This window comes from Actinoallomurus rhizosphaericola, from assembly GCF_024055675.1.
GTDB classification, from domain to species: domain Bacteria; phylum Actinomycetota; class Actinomycetes; order Streptosporangiales; family Streptosporangiaceae; genus Actinoallomurus; species Actinoallomurus soli.
In genome coordinates this window covers 704,226-722,685 of sequence record NZ_JAMXMW010000001.1, presented here as the reverse complement: position 1 = coordinate 722,685, position 18,460 = coordinate 704,226, and the positions used below count along the sequence as shown (strand labels likewise).

20 protein-coding genes are annotated in these 18,460 nt (G+C 71.6%); 8 read left to right on the top strand and 12 right to left on the bottom strand.

The window, feature by feature from the left end:
- Positions 1–4 precede the first annotated feature (4 nt).
- Positions 5–598 carry a TetR/AcrR family transcriptional regulator gene (locus NE234_RS03450; protein ID WP_252777011.1) on the bottom strand — a complete coding sequence of 198 codons (594 nt, stop codon included), beginning with the start codon at positions 596–598 and terminating at the stop codon, positions 5–7.
- 91 nt (positions 599–689) lie between these two features.
- Here NE234_RS03450 and NE234_RS03445 point away from each other — a divergent pair, with 91 nt between their 5' ends.
- Positions 690–1,724 carry an ADP-ribosylglycohydrolase family protein gene (locus tag NE234_RS03445; RefSeq protein ID WP_252777009.1) on the top strand — a complete coding sequence of 345 codons (1,035 nt, stop codon included), beginning with the start codon at positions 690–692 and terminating at the stop codon, positions 1,722–1,724.
- A gap of 117 nt (positions 1,725–1,841) precedes the next feature.
- On the opposite strand, the gene NE234_RS03440 is transcribed toward NE234_RS03445, so the two are convergent.
- Genes NE234_RS03440 through NE234_RS03410 form a run of 7 tightly spaced genes read right to left on the bottom strand, consistent with a single transcriptional unit; the run spans position 1,842 to position 8,329 of the window.
- Positions 1,842–2,753: an ABC transporter substrate-binding protein gene (locus NE234_RS03440; protein WP_252777006.1), complete on the bottom strand. Its 912-nt coding sequence runs from the start codon at positions 2,751–2,753 to the stop codon at positions 1,842–1,844.
- Positions 2,750–3,862 (bottom strand): LLM class flavin-dependent oxidoreductase, encoded by a 1,113-nt coding sequence (locus tag NE234_RS03435; RefSeq protein WP_252777004.1) that lies wholly within the window; start codon positions 3,860–3,862, stop codon positions 2,750–2,752. Before NE234_RS03435 ends, NE234_RS03440 begins: the two co-directional genes overlap by 4 nt.
- Complete coding sequence (locus NE234_RS03430) at positions 3,852–4,688, bottom strand: LLM class flavin-dependent oxidoreductase (protein ID WP_252776999.1); 837 nt, start codon at positions 4,686–4,688, stop codon at positions 3,852–3,854. The genes NE234_RS03435 and NE234_RS03430 overlap by 11 nt, the downstream gene beginning before the upstream one ends.
- Complete coding sequence (locus tag NE234_RS03425) at positions 4,685–5,506, bottom strand: ABC transporter ATP-binding protein (protein WP_252776997.1); 822 nt, start codon at positions 5,504–5,506, stop codon at positions 4,685–4,687. Before NE234_RS03425 ends, NE234_RS03430 begins: the two co-directional genes overlap by 4 nt.
- The gene (locus NE234_RS03420; RefSeq protein ID WP_252776995.1) at positions 5,503–6,324 is read right to left on the bottom strand and encodes an ABC transporter permease; all 822 of its coding nucleotides are present in this window, start codon (positions 6,322–6,324) and stop codon (positions 5,503–5,505) included. Before NE234_RS03420 ends, NE234_RS03425 begins: the two co-directional genes overlap by 4 nt.
- Entirely contained in the window at positions 6,321–7,319 is a 999-nt protein-coding gene (locus NE234_RS03415) for an NrtA/SsuA/CpmA family ABC transporter substrate-binding protein (protein ID WP_252776992.1), read from the bottom strand. Before NE234_RS03415 ends, NE234_RS03420 begins: the two co-directional genes overlap by 4 nt.
- A complete protein-coding gene (locus NE234_RS03410) occupies positions 7,316–8,329 on the bottom strand; it encodes an ABC transporter substrate-binding protein (RefSeq protein WP_252776986.1) in 1,014 nt (337 codons plus the stop codon). Before NE234_RS03410 ends, NE234_RS03415 begins: the two co-directional genes overlap by 4 nt.
- Before the next feature lie 147 nt (positions 8,330–8,476).
- Here NE234_RS03410 and NE234_RS03405 point away from each other — a divergent pair, with 147 nt between their 5' ends.
- Both NE234_RS03405 and NE234_RS03400 read left to right on the top strand, forming a co-directional pair.
- Positions 8,477–9,265 carry an IclR family transcriptional regulator gene (locus NE234_RS03405; protein ID WP_252776982.1) on the top strand — a complete coding sequence of 263 codons (789 nt, stop codon included), beginning with the start codon at positions 8,477–8,479 and terminating at the stop codon, positions 9,263–9,265.
- Positions 9,266–9,430: 165 nt separating this feature from the next.
- Positions 9,431–10,174: a hypothetical protein gene (locus tag NE234_RS03400; RefSeq protein ID WP_252776980.1), complete on the top strand. Its 744-nt coding sequence runs from the start codon at positions 9,431–9,433 to the stop codon at positions 10,172–10,174.
- A 98-nt stretch (positions 10,175–10,272) separates the two neighbouring features.
- Here NE234_RS03400 and dapF read toward each other — a convergent pair whose 3' ends face one another.
- Both dapF and miaA read right to left on the bottom strand, forming a co-directional pair.
- Complete coding sequence (gene dapF, locus NE234_RS03395; RefSeq protein WP_252776975.1) at positions 10,273–11,088, bottom strand: diaminopimelate epimerase; 816 nt, start codon at positions 11,086–11,088, stop codon at positions 10,273–10,275.
- Positions 11,076–11,984, bottom strand: coding sequence for a tRNA (adenosine(37)-N6)-dimethylallyltransferase MiaA (gene miaA, locus NE234_RS03390; RefSeq protein ID WP_252776953.1), 909 nt, complete (start codon positions 11,982–11,984; stop codon positions 11,076–11,078). Before miaA ends, dapF begins: the two co-directional genes overlap by 13 nt.
- A gap of 213 nt (positions 11,985–12,197) precedes the next feature.
- Here miaA and NE234_RS03385 point away from each other — a divergent pair, with 213 nt between their 5' ends.
- On the top strand, positions 12,198–12,428 hold the full coding sequence (locus tag NE234_RS03385; RefSeq protein WP_252776951.1) for an antitoxin: 231 nt from the start codon (positions 12,198–12,200) through the stop codon (positions 12,426–12,428).
- A gap of 38 nt (positions 12,429–12,466) precedes the next feature.
- Here the strand turns inward: NE234_RS03385 and NE234_RS03380 are convergent, their stop codons facing one another.
- Together NE234_RS03380 and miaB are read right to left on the bottom strand one after the other, a co-directional pair.
- Entirely contained in the window at positions 12,467–13,150 is a 684-nt protein-coding gene (locus tag NE234_RS03380; RefSeq protein ID WP_252776949.1) for a class III extradiol ring-cleavage dioxygenase family protein, read from the bottom strand.
- 22 nt (positions 13,151–13,172) lie between these two features.
- Positions 13,173–14,669 carry a tRNA (N6-isopentenyl adenosine(37)-C2)-methylthiotransferase MiaB gene (gene miaB, locus NE234_RS03375; RefSeq protein ID WP_256528173.1) on the bottom strand — a complete coding sequence of 499 codons (1,497 nt, stop codon included), beginning with the start codon at positions 14,667–14,669 and terminating at the stop codon, positions 13,173–13,175.
- A gap of 237 nt (positions 14,670–14,906) precedes the next feature.
- On the opposite strand from miaB, the gene NE234_RS03370 reads away from it, so the two are divergent.
- From NE234_RS03370 to NE234_RS03355, 4 genes are all read left to right on the top strand, one after another.
- Entirely contained in the window at positions 14,907–15,689 is a 783-nt protein-coding gene (locus NE234_RS03370; RefSeq protein ID WP_252776947.1) for an amino acid ABC transporter ATP-binding protein, read from the top strand.
- 83 nt (positions 15,690–15,772) lie between these two features.
- Positions 15,773–16,627, top strand: coding sequence for a glutamate ABC transporter substrate-binding protein (locus NE234_RS03365; RefSeq protein ID WP_252776938.1), 855 nt, complete (start codon positions 15,773–15,775; stop codon positions 16,625–16,627).
- A 72-nt stretch (positions 16,628–16,699) separates the two neighbouring features.
- A complete protein-coding gene (locus NE234_RS03360; protein WP_252776936.1) occupies positions 16,700–17,389 on the top strand; it encodes an amino acid ABC transporter permease in 690 nt (229 codons plus the stop codon).
- Between the two features lie 8 nt (positions 17,390–17,397).
- On the top strand, positions 17,398–18,354 hold the full coding sequence (locus NE234_RS03355) for an amino acid ABC transporter permease (RefSeq protein ID WP_252776935.1): 957 nt from the start codon (positions 17,398–17,400) through the stop codon (positions 18,352–18,354).
- Positions 18,355–18,460 lie beyond the last annotated feature (106 nt).

Here is an 18,460-nt window from a genome sequence, read left to right as displayed (position 1 = left end):
CCTCCTACATGCCGATCGCCCGGCAGTAGAGCCGGGTGAGCTGTTCGACGTCGCCGTCGTCGTGGGGGCGGCCGAGGACGTACCAGGTGTACGCCGTCCGGCCGATCATCGTCGCGAGCGCGACCGCCGCCGTACGCGGCTCGACGTCACCGGGGACGAGCCCGGCCTTCTGCCACTCCCGGATGGCGCGCTCCTGACGGTCATAGAAGACCCCCCAGGCCCGCAGGTAGGTCTCGCGCATCGCGGGCGAGAACGTCGCGACCTGCTCGAAGACCGCCATCAGCCGGGCGTTCTTCCGGTACGCGCGCAGGTAGGCGCGGTTGGCACCGGCGATGCGCGCCGTCGGGCCGTCTCCGTTCAGGGGCTCGGCCCGCATCACGGCGAGCAGGCCGGCCAGCATCTCGTCGATCAGCTCGGCGAAGATCGCGTCCTTGTCGGCGAAGTGGGTGTAGAAGCTGCCGTACGCGACGCCGGCCCGCTCGCAGATCTCACTGATCTTGGCGTCGAGGAACCCGCGCTCCTCGAACACCTCCCGAGCGGCGGTCAGCAGCGCGGCGCGGGTGCGCTCGGCCCGCGCCTGGCGCTTCACGGGGGTCATGACGGCCATCGTAACCGAAACCGATTCGGTAATCGACATTTCGGTCACGCCTCCGGATCCCCTGATCAGAGGCGCATGGCAGACTGCCGTCATGATCATCGATCGGGACGCCGTCCTCGACAGCATCATGGGTCTGTCGCTGGGGGACGCATTCGGCCGGCGGTGGTTCTCCCGGTCCGCCGCCGAGGCCCGCCGCGAGATCGCCGCGCGCCGCCTCCCCGACGTGCCGGACCACGGCCCGGGCTTCGGACCCGGCCAGATATGGCGCTGGACCGACGACACCGCGATGGCCCTCGGCATCCTCCACGTGCTCCTACGGCACGGGGAGATCGTCGAGGAGGAACTGGCCCGCGCGTTCGCCGACGCCTACGCCGCCGATCCGGGCCGGGGGTACGGCGCGGGCATGCACGACCTGCTGCCGCTGCTCGGAGCGGACCCGGGTGCGTGGCGCACGGCGGCGCGAGCGCTGTTCGACGGACAGGGCAGCCTCGGCAACGGCGCGGCGATGAGGGCCGCTCCCCTGGGCGCGTGGTTCGGCCCGGACCTCGAGGTCACCGTCGAGCAGGCGAGGCGGTCGGCGCACGTCACCCACGCCCACCCTGAAGGCATCGCGGGCGCCGTCGCGGTGGCCGTCGCGGCGGCCCTCGCCGTGGCCGGCCGGTCGAACCACGAGGCCCGGTGGCGGCAGAGCCCGGGCGCGCCGCCGGAGACCCCCGCCGCGCGTGAGGGCGTGCTCCAGGGCGCCGGCCTGCTTCACGCGGTCGCGGCGCATACGCCCGCCGGACCGACCCGCGACGGGATCCTGCGCGCCGCCGACCTGCCGGGCGACACCCCCGCCTGGAGGGCCGCCGAGATCCTCGGCAGCGGGCGGCGGATCCGCGCCGACGACACGGTGCCGTTCGCGCTGTGGTGCGCGGCCCACCATCTCGGCAGCCTCACCGACGCGCTCTGGGCGACCGCCGAGGGCCTCGGCGACGTCGACACCACCTGCGCGATCACGGGCGGCGTCGTCGCCGCGCGCAACGGACGCGGCGACAGGGGACGCGCCGGGCCCGCCATCGCCCCCGGCGAGTGGCTCCACCTCGTCGAGATCCTCCCGAACTGGGTCTACCAGGGCCTCCACTGACCCGGCCCGACGGCCGTCAGCGGCGCGGTCAGCTCGGGCGGGCGGGCGATGCGGGCGTGGAGGAATGCCCGGAGGGCGGCGCGAGGGCCGGGGGACGAGGTCTTTCCCGGATGACGGTCAGGCGGTGGCCTCGACCAGGGCGTTGACCTCTGGAAGGACGGCGTCGGAGACCTGGATCGTCCGTTCGATCAGCCCGTTGGCGTAGAACAGGTCGGCGGCGCGTTGCTGCTCGGCGATGAAGCCGTCGTCGACGGGGTTCAGCCCCCATGGCCGGGTGCGCAGTGCGTGCTCCCAGGCGTCCAGGTCCCCGCCGTCGTCGGCGGCGAACAGTTCGGCCGCCGCACGCGGATTCTCCCTGGTCCAGGCGTCGGCCTCCTGGAGCGCGCCGATGATCGCGGCCAGTTCGTCCCGCCGCTCGGTGGCGAAGGACCGGCTGGTGAACCAGAGCGACCGGTGGCTGAACAGCCCGTCGGTCTCGATGACCGTACGGACCGGTTCCCGCTGCTCGACCTCGGTGAGGTACGGGTAGGAGCCGACCCAGGCGTCCACCTTCCGGCTCAGGAAGAGTTCCGCGGCGTTGCCGTAGGCGTCGACCGGCTCGATGTCGCCCCACGTCAGCCCGGCCTGTTCCAGGGCGAACAACAGCAGCGTCGTCTGCCAGGACCCGTGGCCGAGCGCGACCCGGCGGCCCTTGAGGTCGCGCGGAGTGGTGATCGGGGAGTCCGCCGGCACGACGATCCGGCCGTTCTCGATGCGGGGCCCCGAGACGGCGACATAGACCACGTCATGCCCCTTGGCCTGGGCGGTGACGGGCGGTGTCGATCCGGTGCCGATGAAGTCGTACCCGCCGTCGAACAGGTGGTCGCCGTGGGCCGACGGCAGTCCCTCGGTGGGCGCCGGCCGCTCCCCGGCGGGCAGGGACCGCAGGTCGACCCACTGCACGTCGGGGATGGATCGTTCGAGGATGCCGCGGTGCCGCAGCACCCACAGCGAGTTGTTCTGGGGGAAGAAACCGACGCGCAGGGTCATGACGTTCGTCCTTTCATCAGGGGCAGTACGTGGCGGCCCACACGGCGGGCCTCCTCCAGATGGGGCACACCGGCGAGGATGAAGGCGTCCACGCCGAGGTCGATCAGCTCGTCCAGACGCTCGGCGACCTGGTGGTAGTCGCCGACGAGTCCGAACAGCGGGCCGGGCCGGAGCCGGTTGAAACCACCCCAAACGTTCGGCTGGACCTCCAGGTCACGGAAGGAGCCACCGGCCCCGGCGGTGAAGCCCTGGCTGCGCCGCCAGCCGACCGACTCGCTCGCCTGCGGCGTCCGCGCGGTCTCACCGATCCGCTCCCACCCGCGGCGGATCTCCTCCCACGCCTCCTCCTCGGTCTCCCGGGCCAGGACGTCGACCCGTACGGCGAACTTGGGCGGCGTGTCGGCGTGCCTGCGGACGACGTCGAACTTCTCGGACAGGGCGTCGAACGGCTCCAGCCAGGACAGGTAGTGGTCGGCGTGGCGTCCGGCCGCGGCGATGGCGGCGGGTGAGGAACCGGAGAAGTAGATCTCCGGGAACGGCTGGCCGCGCAGTTCCTCGGGCAGCGCCGCACCCTCCACCCGGTAGAAGCGGCCGTCGTGGTCGTACGGACCGTTCCACACGCCCTTGAGGACGTCCAGGAACTCCGAGGTCCGGGCGTAGCGGTCGTCGTGCTCGACCTTGTCGCCCCACCAGAGCTGCTGCGGCCCGCCACCGCCCGAGATGATGTTGTAGACCACCCGGCCGCCGGTGGCGGCCTGCAGGCTCGCCGACATCCGGGCGGCCTGCACCGGGTGCAGGAACCCGGGCTGGAAGGCGATCATGAAACGGTACGAGCGGGTCTCCCGGGCCAGCGCCGCCGCGGCGGCCCACGGATCGTCCGTCTCCGGGAACGACGGCATGAGGCCGCCGACGAACCCGGACTGCTCGGTCGCCCACGCGACCTCGGACATGTAGTCCAGCGGCCCGTATCCGTCCGGCTCGCCCGCGCGCCTCCCGGGGCCGAGGCTCCCCGGCAGGTACGGCCCGAAGCCGCCCCGGGTGATGTCGCCCAGCCGCAGGGCCGGGGCGTCGCCCTCCATGGCGATCCGCCAGTAGATGTCAACCGGCATGCTCGATCTCCTTGCTCAGCAGCGGCAGCACGCGCTGGCCCAGCCGGTGGACGTCCTCGACGGGCGCGGCGAGGTCGAGGACGAACTCGGTGAAGCCGCGTTCGCGGTGGCGCCGGATCTCGTCGGCGAACTCGCGTTCGGCCCGGTCACCGGCGGCGAGCGGGGCGGGGACGGTGAGGTGTACGCCGGCGGCCACACCCTCCGGGACCAGCGCCGGATCGTCCTCGGGGTCGAGGAGGTGGACGTCCGCGTGGCGGGCCGACAGCTCCAGAGCCGGCGCGGACGTGCCGGACAGGTACACGCGGGGGAACGGCCGCGGCGTCCGCGACGGAGGCAGGCCGCCGTCGAGCACCTGGAAGTACTCGCCCTCGAAGGTGTGACCACGCTGGTCCCAGACACCCTTCGCGACGGTGAGGAACTCGTCGGCGCGTGCGTAGCGGGCCGGTCCCTCCAGGAAGTCGCCGTGGGCGCGGGCCACCGCCGGGTCGAGATCGACGAGGAGGCGCCAGCCGAGCCGTGCGCCGGTGTACCTCTGCAGCGAGGCCGACAGCTTCGCCGCGTAGACCGGGGTGGCGATCGCCGGGTGGAACTCGGTGATGACCTCGATGTGCCGCGAGTCGCGCAGCAGCTCGGCCGCGACGATCAGTGAGTCACGACCGCCGGGATCGAACGGCACGAGCGCGCCGTCCCATCCGGCCAGCTCCGCGCCCCGGCCCACGAGGTGGTGCTCGGCCTGATGGCCGGGTGGGCGCAGGTCGGTGACGAACTCGGGCAGCACCACCGGGTCGCGGCGGCGGGTCGGGACCACCACGTGAAAGCGGGTCAACTCACTACTCCTTCCGATGCGGCCGGCACCGGCCGTGCGGCCCGGCGGTCCGATCCGGCGGGTCGCCCGGGCGGTGCCTCCCCGTCCTCCCCGGGCGGTGCTTCCCGGTCCTCAGCCGCCGCCTCGCGTACTCCCAGATCGGCGAGCAGCCGGCGGCGCAGCGCCGTGAAGGACGGGTCGGTGACATCGCGGGGGCGTTCCCCGGCGACCGTCTCGTCCGTGACGAGCCTCCCGTCCTTGAGCACGGCGACCCGGTCGGCGAGCCGGACCGCCTCTTCCACGTCGTGGGTCACCAGCAGGACCGCGGGGCTGTGGGTGCGGACCAGTTCGCCGACGAGGTCCTGCATCCGCAGCCGGGTCAGCGCGTCCAGGGCGGCGAACGGCTCGTCGAGCAGCAGCAGCTCCGGCTCCCTGACCAGGGCTCGCGCCAGCGCCACACGCTGGGCCTCCCCGCCGGACAGGGTGTGCGGCCACGCCCGCGCGTGATCCGCCAGGCCGACCTCGGCCAGTGCCCGCAGCCCCCGTTCCCTGGCCTCCGGTGTGCGCTTGAGGCCGACGAGCACGTTCCCGAGCACGCGCTTGGACGGGATCAGCCGGGGCTCCTGGAAGACGATGGTCCGGACCTGCGGCACCAGCACGGTCCCGGCGTCCGGGCGCTCGAGCGCGCCGAGGATCCTGAGCAGCGTCGTCTTGCCGGTTCCGCTCGCGCCCAGCAGCGCCACGAACTCTCCACGCCGGATATCGAGGTCCAGGCCGTCCAGCACCGAGCGGGTGCCGAAGGTCCGGCGCAGCCCCTCGACGTGCACCGCGACGCTCATCGCCCCTCCCTCCGCGGGCGCCAGGGCATCAGCACCCGTTCGGCGCCGCGTGCGATCAGGTCGGCGACCAGTCCGAGCAGCCCGTAGATCAGGACGCAGACGGACAGGATGTCCGTGCGCGAGAAGCTCTGCGCCTGGGTCATCAGGTAACCGAGCCCGGAGGTCGAGTTGATCTCCTCGGCGGCGATGAGGGCGATCACGCTGAGCGTCATCGACAGCCGGAAGCCGGCCAGCAGCGACGGCAGCGCCCCGGGCAGCACGACCTCCCGCACCATCGCCCAGCGGCCGAGTCCGAACGAGTCCATGGCCTCGATCAGCCGACGGTCGACGGACCGGACACCGCTCGCCGTGGACACGTACATCGGGAACGTGGTGGCGACCGCGATGAGGATCACCCGGGCCGTCTCGCCGATGCCGAACCAGACCATGAACAGCGGCACCAGCGACAGGAACGGCAGCGCCCGCAGGAGTTGCAACGGCGAGTCGAGCAGTTCCTCCCCCAACCGGGAGAAGCCGGTGACCACTCCCAGGACGAGTCCGGCGGTGAGTCCGCAGGCCAGGCCGAGCACGGCCCGGGTGAGCGAGACCCCGAGCGCGTCGGTGAGCTGGCCGCTCGTCCACAACTCCCCGGCCGCCTTGGCGACGGTCGCCGGGGAGGCGAGCACATCTGCGCTCAGCACCCCGGTGGCCGAGGCGACCCACCACACCGCGATGAGCGCCAGCGGCCCGGTGACCCGCAGGCTCAGCGTCACGCCGCGCCGCCGCGGCCGGGACAGCCGCGGACGCGGCGCGACCAGTCCGGGATAGGCGGTGGTCATGACCCGCTCCCGGTGAGGGACAGCACGTAGGGCCGTACGTTCACCGCCGTCGGGGTGATCTTCTGCTCGGCGAAGAAGCGGGCCACCGCGTCGAAGTCGGTCACGTTCGACGGGCGGATCCCGTCCGGCGCGGCGGTCTGGGCGAGATCCTGGATCGTGAGCCGCCGCGCGGTGCCGCTGACCGCCTGGGGCCCCGCGTCGGTGAAGACGTTGACGTACGAGGCCGGGTTCTGGGCCTGCCGTACTCCGGCGTCGTGCAGGTAACGGGAGAACGCCTGGACGACGGCGGGATGGGCGTCGGCGAAGCCATTGCGCACGGCCCACACCGAGTAGTTCTGCGAGCCGATCTGCCCGCCGGTGGCCACGAAGCGCGCGCCGGTCGAGGCGATTTCGGGGATGGAGTACGTGGACCAGACGGCCCACGCATCGACCTGACCGGAGTTGAACACTGGCGCCGTCTGCGCCGGGTTCAGATAGACGCGGGTCACCCGGCCGGCCGGAACCCCTGCCGAGGCCAGCGCCTTGAGCAGCAGGTACTCGGCAGTGCCGCCCTTGTTGACCGCGACCTTCCTTCCGGCGAGGTCGCGCACCGAGGCGATCGGCGAGCCTTTGCGGACCAGGATGCCCTCGCCCGTCTTGTTCGGGGCGATCTGCGCGAACAGCTTGAAACCGGGGTGCTGGGCGAGAGCGGCGATCGCCGAGGTGATCGAGCCCTGTGCGACGTCGAGTTTGTCGGCGCCGAGTTCCTGCGCCGCGGGGGCGAACGGCCCCGAGCTGCCGGTCCACGCGACCTTCGCGTGAACGACGGCCAGTGCCTTGGCCAGGCTGCCGTCCTTCTTGCCCAGTGCCAGCAGCCCTTCGTTCCCGGGGTCGGGGATCCTGATGGTGACGCTCGCGTCGCCCGTCGAGTCGTGCGTCGACGAGCCGCCGCACCCGGCCGCGGCGAGCAGGAGAGCAAAGGCCCCGGCCAGTGGGACGGTGAACAGGCGTGTCATACCTTTTCCTCGGTGACGAAGGGAAGTCGGGCTGCGAGCGCGCGGGCCTCGGCCAGGGGTGCGGGGTCGGCCCAGGCGGTCACGTCCACCGGGGCGTCGTGGAACCCGTGCCGGCGCAGGAACTCCTCCTGCTCGGCCAGCAGGGTGAGGCGGTCCTCGTCGAGGGTTGCGTGCAGGTGACGGTGGTAGTCGCCGCGGTAGGCCGCGGCGACTCCGGCCGGTCCCGACCCGGTCTCCGCCTGCAGGATCCGCCCGACCTCCGCCGCGTGGTCCGCGGCCCAGTCGGCGGCCCCCAGCAGGACGGCGAGGAACCGGGTGACCAGGTCGGGATGGTCGTCCAGCAGCCGCTGGTCGACGGTGATCGGACGCGGGGTGCCGTTGTTGATCCGCGACCGGCGGTCCGGGATGGCGTCCAGGTCGATGGCCACCTCGGCGCCGTACCGGGCGGCCGTCTCCACGGCCACGGCACCCTTGGTGTACACGGCGTCCACCCGTCCGTCGCGCAGCGCGGCCAGCTCGATCTCCCACTGTCCGGGCAGGTCGCCCGTGACCTCGACCGGCTCGCAGTCGTCCAGGCCCAGCCCGGCCTGCCCGAGGGCACCGTCGAAGCCGCGCAACGCCATCGCCCGCCAGAAGTCGATCTCGATGTCGCGGCGGGGAATGGCCAGCCGGCGTCCCTCGAGATCGGCCGGCGCCTCGATCCCTGAACCGGGCCGCGCCACGATGACCTGCCGTTCCTCGATCCAGGTCAGGCCGATGAGCCGGGTCGGCGCGCCGTTGGAACGAGCCCAGAGCGCGGGCACGTTGCCGCCCTCCCGGATCAGCGTGGCGAGGCGATGCCTGAAATGCTCGCCTCGTACGCCCTCGGCGTCGGCCTCCTGCAGAGAGCGAACGGTGACGCCGTCCGGGGCGAACTCCGCGGCGAGCCATCCGCGGTCCGCGGCGATTCCGGTGGCCGTGGGCACGGGACAACGGGTGAACCAGAGCGTGGCGGGAGGAGCGGTGACCATGACGGCGAGCATTTACGAGTTTTCCTACCGATTCAATATAGATCCCACGATATGGGAAGGTCTCTTGGGAGGTCTCGGACATACGCGCACGATGGCGCACGGACACAAGGGGATGATTGCTGCCATGTGGGCTGAACGCCGATGCCGGTGACCAATGGATCAACAGGGGCTCAGGCGGTACGACGCGCCCTGAACGTGCTCGAGTGCTTCCGCGACAACGCCCAGGCGATCGGCGCCTCCGACATCGCCCGCCGGCTCGGCCTCAGTTCCTCCACCGCGCACCGTCTCGCGCAGGCCCTGACCGAGGCCGGTTTCCTGGAGCGGGACATGCTCACCGCCCGATACCGGCTGGGACCGTCGGTCCTCGAACTCGGCCTGCTCTCCTACCATCAGCGCGGGCTCCATCACGTCCTGCCGGAGCTCGACCATCTGTCGGAGGTCACCGGAGCCACCGTCGACCTGGCCATGCACAGCGGCCGGCACGCCGTCCTGGTCGCCGGAGGCACCGTACGGCGCAACACCGCCGGCCTCGGGCTACGCCGTCCGTTGCACTCGACCGCGCTGGGCAAGGTGCTCCTGGCCTGGGCGCGCCCCGGTGACGACGACCTGTCCGAGGTCGGCCCGCTCCGCCCGCTGACCGACCGCACCATCGTCGATCCCGCCAGGTTGCGCGCCGAGATCGACCGGGTACGCGCCCGCGGTTACGCCCTCAACGACGGGGAATCCGCCGAAGGCGTGCGCACGGTCGCCGTTCCGCTGCTCGACCGGACCGGATACATCCGCTTCGCGCTCGCCGTACGCTCGACCCCCGACATCATCACGGACGCCCGCATCCCCTGGCTTCTCGGCAGGGCCCGAGCCTGTGTCCGGGCGCTGGAGGTGCTGCTGCTCACCCCTGACGAACGCGGCCACGCCGATCCCGGACCGACTCCCTGAGTCATGAGGCCGCGGATCCCCAGGTCCGATCGCGTCCCCGAGCGCCGCTCGGCCATGAGCGGGTGGCGGATCGTCAACGGTTCCGGCAAGGGCCGTCAGGCGCGGCCGCGGGGCGGCGTGGATGTGATGACGTCGATCTCTGAGACAGACCCACAAGGAGCTCAGATGATCAAATTGACCGGCCGGGGCGCCGCCGCGGTCACGACGGCGGTTCTCGCGGTCAGTGGCCTCGGCGCCGCGGGGCAGACGTCCGCGCGGGCGCAGACGAACCAACGGGCCGCCGCGCTGTCCGCCGACCTCACCTGCAACCTCGGCGACCTCGGGCAGACGGCCGCCGTCCTCGACGGCTGGCTGACCCCGCCCGGGAACACCTACGACGCGCCGTCACGCTTCTGGCTGCACATCTCGAGCCTGAACCTGCAGGCGCCCTTCCCGATCGACTCCTGGAACGGCACCGCCTGGGTCGACGTCAGCGGCACCGAGAACACGACCTTCCAGGTGACCGGCTCCGGGGGCGCGGTCCCGGCGCAGGGGGCGCTCACCGGCGACCTGGCCGGCGACTGGGCGCCGGCCGTGGCCGGGACGCACCTCCTGCGCGTCGGCGGTATCGAGGTCACCGTCAACAGCGCGCAGGCCGGCACCATGGTCGTGCAGTGCGTGCCGAACGGCACACCGGTGGCCGAGGTCCTCCAGGTCGCCGCTCCGTACCGGGGATCATGGAGCCGCCCGCCGGTTCGGGTCTTCCGTCCCGGACCGTGGTACCGCCCGGGCATGATCATCCAGCGTCCCGTGTGGGACCGGCCGGGCTGGCATCGTCCCGGCTGGCACAGCCCGCCGGTGTACCACCGGCCGGTCGGCCCGGGAGGCGGCTGGCATCGCCCCGGGATTCCGATCCACCACGGCGGCTGATCGCGCCGCCATGAGGGCCTGTCTCAGAACCCCGTCGTCCGCCTCCGCGGCGGGCAAGGGCTCTGAGACGGGCCCGAGCCCGGGGATCGGCGGAACGGTCAGCGCGCGACGAGACGGTCGAGGTGGACTTCGCCTTCGGCGAGGAGGACGGCCGGGCCGCGCAGGAAGCTGGTCGTGCCGTCCAGGATCACGGTGAGGAGGCCGCCCGGCACGGCGACCTCCCAGGTGCCGGTCGTGCGGCCCTCGGCGTGGGCGGCGGCGACGGCGGTCGCGACCGTGCCCGTACCGCAGGAACGCGTCTCGCCCACTCCCCGCTCGTGGACCCGCATCTCCACCCGGCCGTCGGCGACCGGCCGGAACAGCTCGACGTTGACCCCGTCGGGGAACACCGCCGCGTCGACGTCGGGTGCACGCTCCAGGTCGAGGCCGGCGACGGGCTCGTCGATCAGGCAGGCCAGGTGCGGGTTGCCCATGGAGACGCGCAGGCCGGCATACGACCGGCCGGCCAGCACCGCCCCGCCCTCTCCGAGCACGCGCGGGGCGCCCATGTCCACCGTCACGTCGCCGGTCGCGCCCAGGCTCACCGCGCGAACGCCCGCCCTGGTCCCGACCGCGAGGTCGCCGGGGGCGGCCAGGCCGGCGTCGACGAGGTACCGCGCGAAGACCCGTACGCCGTTGCCGCACATCTCCGCGACGCTGCCGTCGGCGTTGCGGTAGTCCATGAACCACTCGGCGCCGAGGTCGTCGTGGCCCAGCGCCTTGGCGCGTACGACGCGCAGCACGCCGTCGGCGCCGATCCCGGCGCGCCGGTCGCAGAGGGCTGCCACGAGGGACGGTGTCAGGTCGAGTGAGCCATCGGGGTCCGGCACGATCACGAAGTCGTTCTCGGTGCCGTGTCCCTTCACGAAGCGCATGGGCCGATCGTATCCAGCGCGGTCTCGACGGGCGCGTCATAGGGGATCCAGCGGACCCGGGGGTCGCGGCGGAACCAGGACTCCTGGCGGCGGGCGAACCTCCGGGTGGCCCGGATCGTCTCCTGCTTCGCCTCCTCCTCGGTCCACTCCCCCGTCAGGAAGCGGAGCACCTGCGCGTAGCCGAGCGCGCGGCTCGCCGTGAGCCCGTCGCGCAGACCGTGCGGCTCCAGGGCGCGGACCTCGTCGACGAACCCGGCCTTCCACATCCGCTCGACGCGGACGGCGATGCGCTCGTCGAGTTCGGGACGGGGAACGGTCAGCCCGAGCTGCACCGCGTCGCCGGTGTCGGCGTAGGACGGCATGGAGGCGGTGAAGGGCCGACCGGTGATCTCGATCACCTCGAGGGCACGGACGATCCGGCGGCCGTTGCTCGGCAGGATCGAGGCGGCGGCGGCGGGGTCGAGGCCGGCCAGCCGGGCGTGCAGCGCGGCGGACCCGTGCTCGGCGAGCTCGCCCTCCAGCCGCGCCCGAAGCTCCGGATCCGTGCCGGGGAACTCCAGGTCGTCCAGGACCGCGCGGACGTACAGGCCGGACCCGCCGACCAGCAGCGGCACGCGCCCGCGGCCGCGGATCTGCGCGACGGTCCGGCGGGCCGCGTCCTGGTACTCGGCAACGCTGGCCGTGCGGGTGACGTCCCAGACGTCGAGCAGGTGGTGCGGCACGCCGCGCCACTCCGGCTCGGTGAGCTTGGCCGTGCCGATGTCCATGCCCCGGTAGAGCTGCATCGAGTCGGCGTTGACGATCTCGCCACCGAGCCGCAGGGCGAGCTCCACCGCGAGGTCGGACTTGCCCGCGGCGGTCGGGCCCACGACGGCGATCACCTTGTTCTCCCCCACCGGCTCAATTCTGCCGTTCCCCCGAGGTGCCTTCGCCACTCGCCCGGCGTCCTGCGGGGGTTCCGCCGACGCGCGAGGGTGACGCGCCCGGCGCCGGTCTTCCCAGAGCCGGGCGCGCCATGGGACGCACCGCGGCGGGTTCTCCCGCCCGATATGGGGCAGAGGGCCGGTAGAGGGCGCCGAGGGACGGCGCCCCCGTACGAGGAGGCCCGGATGTCCTTCAAGGACAAGGTCAAGGATCTGCTCGGCCAGCACGGCGACAAGGTCGACGAGGCCATCGAGAAGGCCGGCGACATGGTCGACCGCAAGACCGGCGGGAAGTACGAGCACCAGGTCGACATGGCACAGGAGCAGGCACGGAAGTACGCGGAACGCGCCGGTGGAGAGCGCGGGCCCGAGGAGCGTGAAGGAGGCGCCGACCCCATGGGCGGCCGGCCGTCATAGCGCGCGGCGACTCCAGGCCGCCAAAGCGCGCGGCGGATTCAAGGCGTCATAGCGCGGCGGTTCCAGCTCGCGACCAGATAGCCGACGCCGTACGGTGCCGTGTCGGCCAGCAGCTCCGGGTCGTAGACCGCGTCTCCCGCCGCCCCGGCCAGGACCTGCCACGGCGCCCGTCCGGGCGCCCGCAGCTCGGCGGCGAGGCCGGCGTCCAGCCCCGCGAGCGCGGCGCGGTCCGCGCCGGCCAGCGCCGCGGCCACCGCCGCGTCGAACCCGGTGGCCCGCGGGTCGAGGTAGCCGGGGGCGGCCGCGTCGCGGCACGCCGACCCGTCGCCCATCACGAGCAGCGCGACCGCCGGGGCCAGCTCCGCCAGGTCCGCGCCCAGCCGGAGGCAGGCGCCCGGCGATGCGTCCTCCGCGACGCTCTGGAACAGGGCCGGCCGGTCGCCGATCAGCCATCGTCCGATCGTCAGTGACAGCGGCAGCACGGGCTCCCCGGGCCCGAACGTGAGGTCGACGCCGTACGGGCGCAGGCCGCCCGCCGCGTCGGAGCCGAAGTCACGGGTGCTCGGCCCGGAGCCGACGACGATCAGCAGGTCGGCGGGGCCGAGCCGGCGCACCGCCGCGTCGCACGCCGCCCGCAGCCCGTCGAGTTCGGGAGCCGCGCCGCCCGCGACCTGGGGTATGAGCAGCGGCGGATGCGGGCACACTGCTGCGGAGGTCAGCACGCGGCCGTCTCGGACGGCGCGATCACGGGCAGGAGGAGACCGGGGGCGCCGCGGGCCGGCCGATGCCAGGCATGCCCAGCGAGACGCCCTTCGGCGCGGGCGCGGCCGTGCGCCGCTCCCAGGCGTCGCCCGCCCGGGTGCGCCGGACGGCGCGGACCGGCCCGTCCGCGACCAGGTGGTGCGGTGCGGCGTAGGTGACCTCGACGGTGACCACATCGCCCGGCCGGGGCACCTCGGTGTCGTCCTCGCCGAGTCCGAAGTGGACGAGCCGGTTGTCGGGCGCCCGCCCGGACAGGCGGTGCGTGCGCTGGTCCTTGCGGCCCTCGCCCTCGGCGACGAGCACCTCGAGGGTGCGGCCGAGCTGCTTCTTGTTCTCCGCCCAGGAGATCTCCTCCTGCAGGGCGATCAGCCGCTCGTACCGCTCCTGCACGACCTCCTTGGGCACCTGGTCGGCCATCTCCGCCGCCGGCGTGCCGGGCCGCTTGGAGTACTGGAAGGTGAACGCCCCGGAGAACCTCGCCTCGCGGACCACGTGCAGCGTCTGCTCGAAGTCCTCCTCGGTCTCGCCCGGGAAGCCGACGATGATGTCCGTGGTGATCGCGGCGTCCGGGATCGCGGCGCGGACCCGCTCGATGATGCCGAGGTAGCGCTCCTGGCGGTAGGAGCGCCGCATGGCCTTCAGCACCCGGTCGGACCCGGACTGCAGTGGCATGTGCAGCGACGGCATGACGTTCGGCGTCTCGGCCATCGCGGCGATGACGTCGTCGGTGAAGTCACGCGGGTGCGGCGAGGTGAAGCGGACCCGCTCCAGCCCCTCGATCTCCCCGCAGGAGCGCAGCAGCTTGGCGAACGCGCCCCGGTCGCCGAACTCGGCGCCGTAGGAGTTGACGTTCTGCCCGAGGAGGGTGATCTCGCAGACGCCCTCGGCGACCAGGGCCTCGACCTCGGCGAGGATCTCGCCGGGGCGGCGGTCCTTCTCCTTGCCGCGCAGCGACGGCACGATGCAGAACGTGCAGGTGTTGTTGCACCCGACCGAGATGGACACCCACGCGGCGTACGGGGACTCGCGGCGGGTCGGGAGCGTGCTCGGGAACGTCTCGAGCGACTCCTTGATCTCGACCTGCGCCTCTTCCTGGACGCGGGCGCGCTCGAGCAGGACCGGCAGTGAGCCGATGTTGTGGGTGCCGAAGACGACGTCCACCCACGGCGCGCGCCGGACGATCGTGTCGCGGTCCTTCTGCGCGAGGCAGCCGCCGACCGCGATCTGCATGCCGGCGTGGCTCTCCTTCACCGGCCGCAGGTGACCGAGGTTGCCGTACAGGCGGTTGTCGGCGTTCTCCCGTACGGCGCACGTGTTGAACACGACGACGTCGGGCGTCGCGCCGTCGTCCGCGCGGGCGTAGCCGGCGTTCTCCAGCAGCCCGGCGAGCCGCTCGGAGTCGTGCACGTTCATCTGGCACCCGTACGTGCGGATCTCGTACGTGCGGGGCCGGTCGTCGAATGTCGTGGGCGCGCTCATCTCATAGGAAAGAGTACGCGCGCCGGGCCGTGGACGGAGACTCCGCGCCGAGCAGAGCGGCGAGCTGGCGAGCGAGGAAGCGAGCGCGACCATCAGCGCGCGCATGTCAGCGGCCGCAAGATCGACTTCAGCGGCGCCGGCGCCGCCCCGGCGGACGGCAAATGCCCCGTGCAACGTGACCGGATCGGTACCTCAGCTCGGCTTTCTTGCCAAAGTCTTGACGTACGCTTTGCGCACATGACGGACAGCGGCAAGGAGTCCCGGGAGGCCGGGGTGAATGGCGGCGGACCTCTCGTCGTGCTCGAGAACGTGAACAAGTTCTACGGCGAGCACCATGTCCTCAGGGACATCGACCTCACCATCCATCGGGGCGAGGTCGTGGTCGTGATCGGCCCGTCGGGCGGCGGCAAGTCGACGCTGTGCCGCACGATCAACCGGCTGGAGCCCATCGACGGCGGCACCATCCGGATCGACGGCAAGCCGCTGCCCGAGGAGGGCAAGGCGCTGGCTCAGCTGCGCGCCGACGTGGGCATGGTCTTCCAGTCGTTCAACCTGTTCGCGCACAAGACGATCCTGCAGAACGTCACGCTCGGCCCGATCAAGGTCCGCAAGATGGACAAGACCGAGGCGGAGCAGCGCGCGATGGAGCTCCTCGAGCGGGTGGGCATCGCCTCCCAGGCCGAGAAGTACCCCGCACAGCTGTCCGGCGGGCAGCAGCAGCGCGCCGCGATCGCCCGGGCGCTCGCGATGCGGCCCAAGGTCATGCTGTTCGACGAGCCGACCTCGGCCCTCGACCCGGAGATGGTCAAAGAGGTCCTCGACGTCATGATCAACCTTGCCGCCGAGGGCATGACGATGATCGTCGTGACCCACGAGATGGGGTTCGCCCGCGCATCGGCCAACAAGGTGGTGTTCATGGCCGACGGCCAGATCGTCGAGGAGAACACCCCCGGAGAGTTCTTCACCAACGCGCGGAGCGACCGCGCCAAGGACTTCCTGTCCAAGATCCTGACGCACTGACCCGGACCGGTCCGGTGGATCTGGGCTCAGCCGACGCGAGGAACCGCGCCGCGCGGTCCTCCACGACACAGGGGAAATACACGATGCGAGTACGTCACTTCGGGGTCGTCGCCGCCGCGCTCGCGGTGGCCGGGATGGGCATCTCCGGGTGTGCCGCGAAGAAGAACACCACGGTCGTCGACAAGGCCAAGGACGGCAAGAAGATCGTCATCGGCGTCAAGTACGACCAGCCCGCCATCGGCATGAAGACCCCGAACGGGGTCGAGGGCTTCGACATCGACGTCGCCAAGTACATCGCCAAGAAGCTCGGCGTCAAGAAGGACAGCGACATCGAGTTCAAGGAGGCCCGGTCCGCCAACCGGGAGACCTTCCTGCAGAACGGCACCGTCGACATGGTGATCGCCAGCTACTCGATCACCCCGGAGCGCCTGCCGAAGGTCACCTTCGGCGGCCCGTACGTCGTCACCCACCAGGACCTCATGGTCCGGGCGAACGACAACTCGATCACGAGCCTGCAGTCGCTCAAGGGCAAGAAGCTGTGCGCGGTGTCCGGGTCGAACTCCTGGAAGAACATCACCGAGGGCACCAACAAGCTGAACCAGAAGATCGCCGCGGTCACCGTCCCGGCCCAGGGCTACGAGGAGTGCATCACCAAGCTCAAGGGCGGCTCGGTCGACGCGGTCTCCACCGACGCGACCATCCTGGGCGGCTTCGCCGTCCGTGAGGGCTCGGCGGTCAAGGTCGTCAACGCGCCGTTCACCGACGAGAAGTACGGCGTCGGCCTGAAGAAGGGCGACACCAAGACCTGCAACGCCGTCAACGACGCCATCAAGTCGATGTACTCCGACGGCACCGCCAAGCAGGTGTGGGAGAAGTGGTTCGCCAAGGCGAACCTCCCCTTCGACGCGAACGTCCCCACGCCGCAAGGCTGCAGCTGAGCCCGCAGGTACGGGACCGGCGCCGGTGGGCCGCAGGCTCGCCGGCGCCGTTCGTAAGAGCGTAGGAGCGGAATGAACTGGAACGTACTCCTCGACTTCAGTCCGTTGGCGGACAACAGTGACAAGCTGCTCTCGGCGTTCTGGGCGACCATCCGGATCTCCGTGACGGTGGGGATCCTGTCCCTGGTGATCGGCACGCTGATCACCGCGATGCGGGTCTCGCCCATCCGGGTGCTGCGGGTCGCCGGCGCGTTCTACGTCAACACGCTGCGGAACACCCCGCTGACGCTGGTGCTGCTGTTCTGCAGCCTGGGGCTCAGCGACACGCTGAAGTTCAGGATCTCGGGCACGCCGAGCATCAACTTCTTCTGGCTGGCGGTCTTCGGCATGTCGGTCTACACGGCGGCCTTCGTGGCCGAGTCCCTGCGGGCCGGCATCAACACGGTGCCGATGGGGCAGGCGGAGGCGGCGCGGGCGATCGGGCTCACCTTCACCCAGTCGCTGCGCATGGTGATCATGCCGCAGGCGTTCCGCTCGGTCATCGCGCCGCTCGGCAGTGTCATGATCGCGATGATCAAGAACACCACGGTGGTCCTGGTCGCCAGCTACTACGAGGCGGCGTCGCTGATGAAGGACATGTTCGAGCAGTACGGCGCGACCCTGCCGATCTTCATCGGCTTCGCGGTCGGCTTCATGTGCCTCACCCTGCCGACCGGGTTCTTCTTCAACTGGCTGGCCAAGCGGATGGCGGTGGTCCGGTGAGCGAGGCGATGAGCACCGTGACGGAGACCGAGCCGGCGCCCCCGCGCGCCAGGAAGCGGCAGTCGTCCGTCCTGTTCGACGCGCCGGGTCCCAAGGCGCGGATGCGGCACAACATCCTGACGCTGATCTCGGCGATCGTCATCCTCGCGATCATCTACGTCGTCATCGCCAGGCTCGACAAGGAGGGCCAGCTCCAGGGCAGGCTCTGGAAGCCGTTCATCAAGGGATCGACCTGGTCGGACTACATCTTCCCCGGCATCGGCGGCACGCTGAAGGCGGCGCTGGCCGGAGCCGTCCTGGCGCTGCTCTTCGGAGTGGTGTTCGGGCTCGGCCGGATGTCCGACCACCGGTGGATCAGAATCCCGGCCGGAGCGGTCGTGGAGTTCTTCCGCGCCATCCCGCTGCTGATCCTCATCTTCTTCGTCTTCAGCGGCCCACCGACGATCGCGAACGCGCTGAACCGCGAGTTCCCCCAGGTGACCGCGTTCACCGCGCTGGTCGTCTCGCTGATGCTCTACAACGGCTCGGTGCTGGCGGAGATCTTCCGCGCCGGCATCAACGCGGTGCCCCGCGGGCAGTCGGAGGCGGCCTACGCGATCGGCCTGCGCAAGAGCGGCGTGATGCGGCTGATCCTCATCCCGCAGGCGACCACCGCGATGATGCCCGCGATCGTCAGTCAGCTGGTCGTCCTGCTGAAGGACTCGGCGCTGGGCTGGATCATCTCGTACGAGGACCTGCTGAACACGGGGTACCGGCAGATCCCCACCCAGTACGGCAACCTCATCCCGGCCGCGATCGTCATCGCGCTGATCTACATCGCGATGAACCTCGCGCTCAGCTACCTGGCCACGTGGCTGGAGAAGCGCAGCCGGCGCAGCCGCAAGAGCTCCGCCAAGCCGATCGACGCGAGCACGGTCCCCGGGGCGGGCCTGACCGGCGAGGTCTCGGGGATGTCCTCGGCCTGACCGCCGAAGTCTCCGGGACGATCCTGGGCCCGGCCGGCGAGGTTGTCGAGGACGTTCTCGGCCTGGTCGGCGACGCGTCCGGGACGTCCTTGACCCGACCGCGCGA

Coding starts and splice junctions, on each gene's coding strand:
- NE234_RS03450 (WP_252777011.1), bottom strand. CDS start 598: ATGACCCCCGTGAAGCGCCAGGCGCGGGCCGAGCGCACCCGCGCCGCG.
- NE234_RS03445 (WP_252777009.1), top strand. CDS start 690: ATGATCATCGATCGGGACGCCGTCCTCGACAGCATCATGGGTCTGTCG.
- NE234_RS03440 (WP_252777006.1), bottom strand. CDS start 2,753: ATGACCCTGCGCGTCGGTTTCTTCCCCCAGAACAACTCGCTGTGGGTG.
- NE234_RS03435 (WP_252777004.1), bottom strand. CDS start 3,862: ATGCCGGTTGACATCTACTGGCGGATCGCCATGGAGGGCGACGCCCCG.
- NE234_RS03425 (WP_252776997.1), bottom strand. CDS start 5,506: ATGAGCGTCGCGGTGCACGTCGAGGGGCTGCGCCGGACCTTCGGCACC.
- NE234_RS03420 (WP_252776995.1), bottom strand. CDS start 6,324: ATGACCACCGCCTATCCCGGACTGGTCGCGCCGCGTCCGCGGCTGTCC.
- NE234_RS03415 (WP_252776992.1), bottom strand. CDS start 7,319: ATGACACGCCTGTTCACCGTCCCACTGGCCGGGGCCTTTGCTCTCCTG.
- NE234_RS03410 (WP_252776986.1), bottom strand. CDS start 8,329: ATGGTCACCGCTCCTCCCGCCACGCTCTGGTTCACCCGTTGTCCCGTG.
- NE234_RS03400 (WP_252776980.1), top strand. CDS start 9,431: ATGATCAAATTGACCGGCCGGGGCGCCGCCGCGGTCACGACGGCGGTT.
- dapF (WP_252776975.1), bottom strand. CDS start 11,088: ATGCGCTTCGTGAAGGGACACGGCACCGAGAACGACTTCGTGATCGTG.
- NE234_RS03385 (WP_252776951.1), top strand. CDS start 12,198: ATGTCCTTCAAGGACAAGGTCAAGGATCTGCTCGGCCAGCACGGCGAC.
- miaB (WP_256528173.1), bottom strand. CDS start 14,669: ATGAGCGCGCCCACGACATTCGACGACCGGCCCCGCACGTACGAGATC.
- NE234_RS03370 (WP_252776947.1), top strand. CDS start 14,907: ATGACGGACAGCGGCAAGGAGTCCCGGGAGGCCGGGGTGAATGGCGGC.
- NE234_RS03365 (WP_252776938.1), top strand. CDS start 15,773: ATGCGAGTACGTCACTTCGGGGTCGTCGCCGCCGCGCTCGCGGTGGCC.
- NE234_RS03360 (WP_252776936.1), top strand. CDS start 16,700: ATGAACTGGAACGTACTCCTCGACTTCAGTCCGTTGGCGGACAACAGT.
- NE234_RS03355 (WP_252776935.1), top strand. CDS start 17,398: ATGAGCACCGTGACGGAGACCGAGCCGGCGCCCCCGCGCGCCAGGAAG.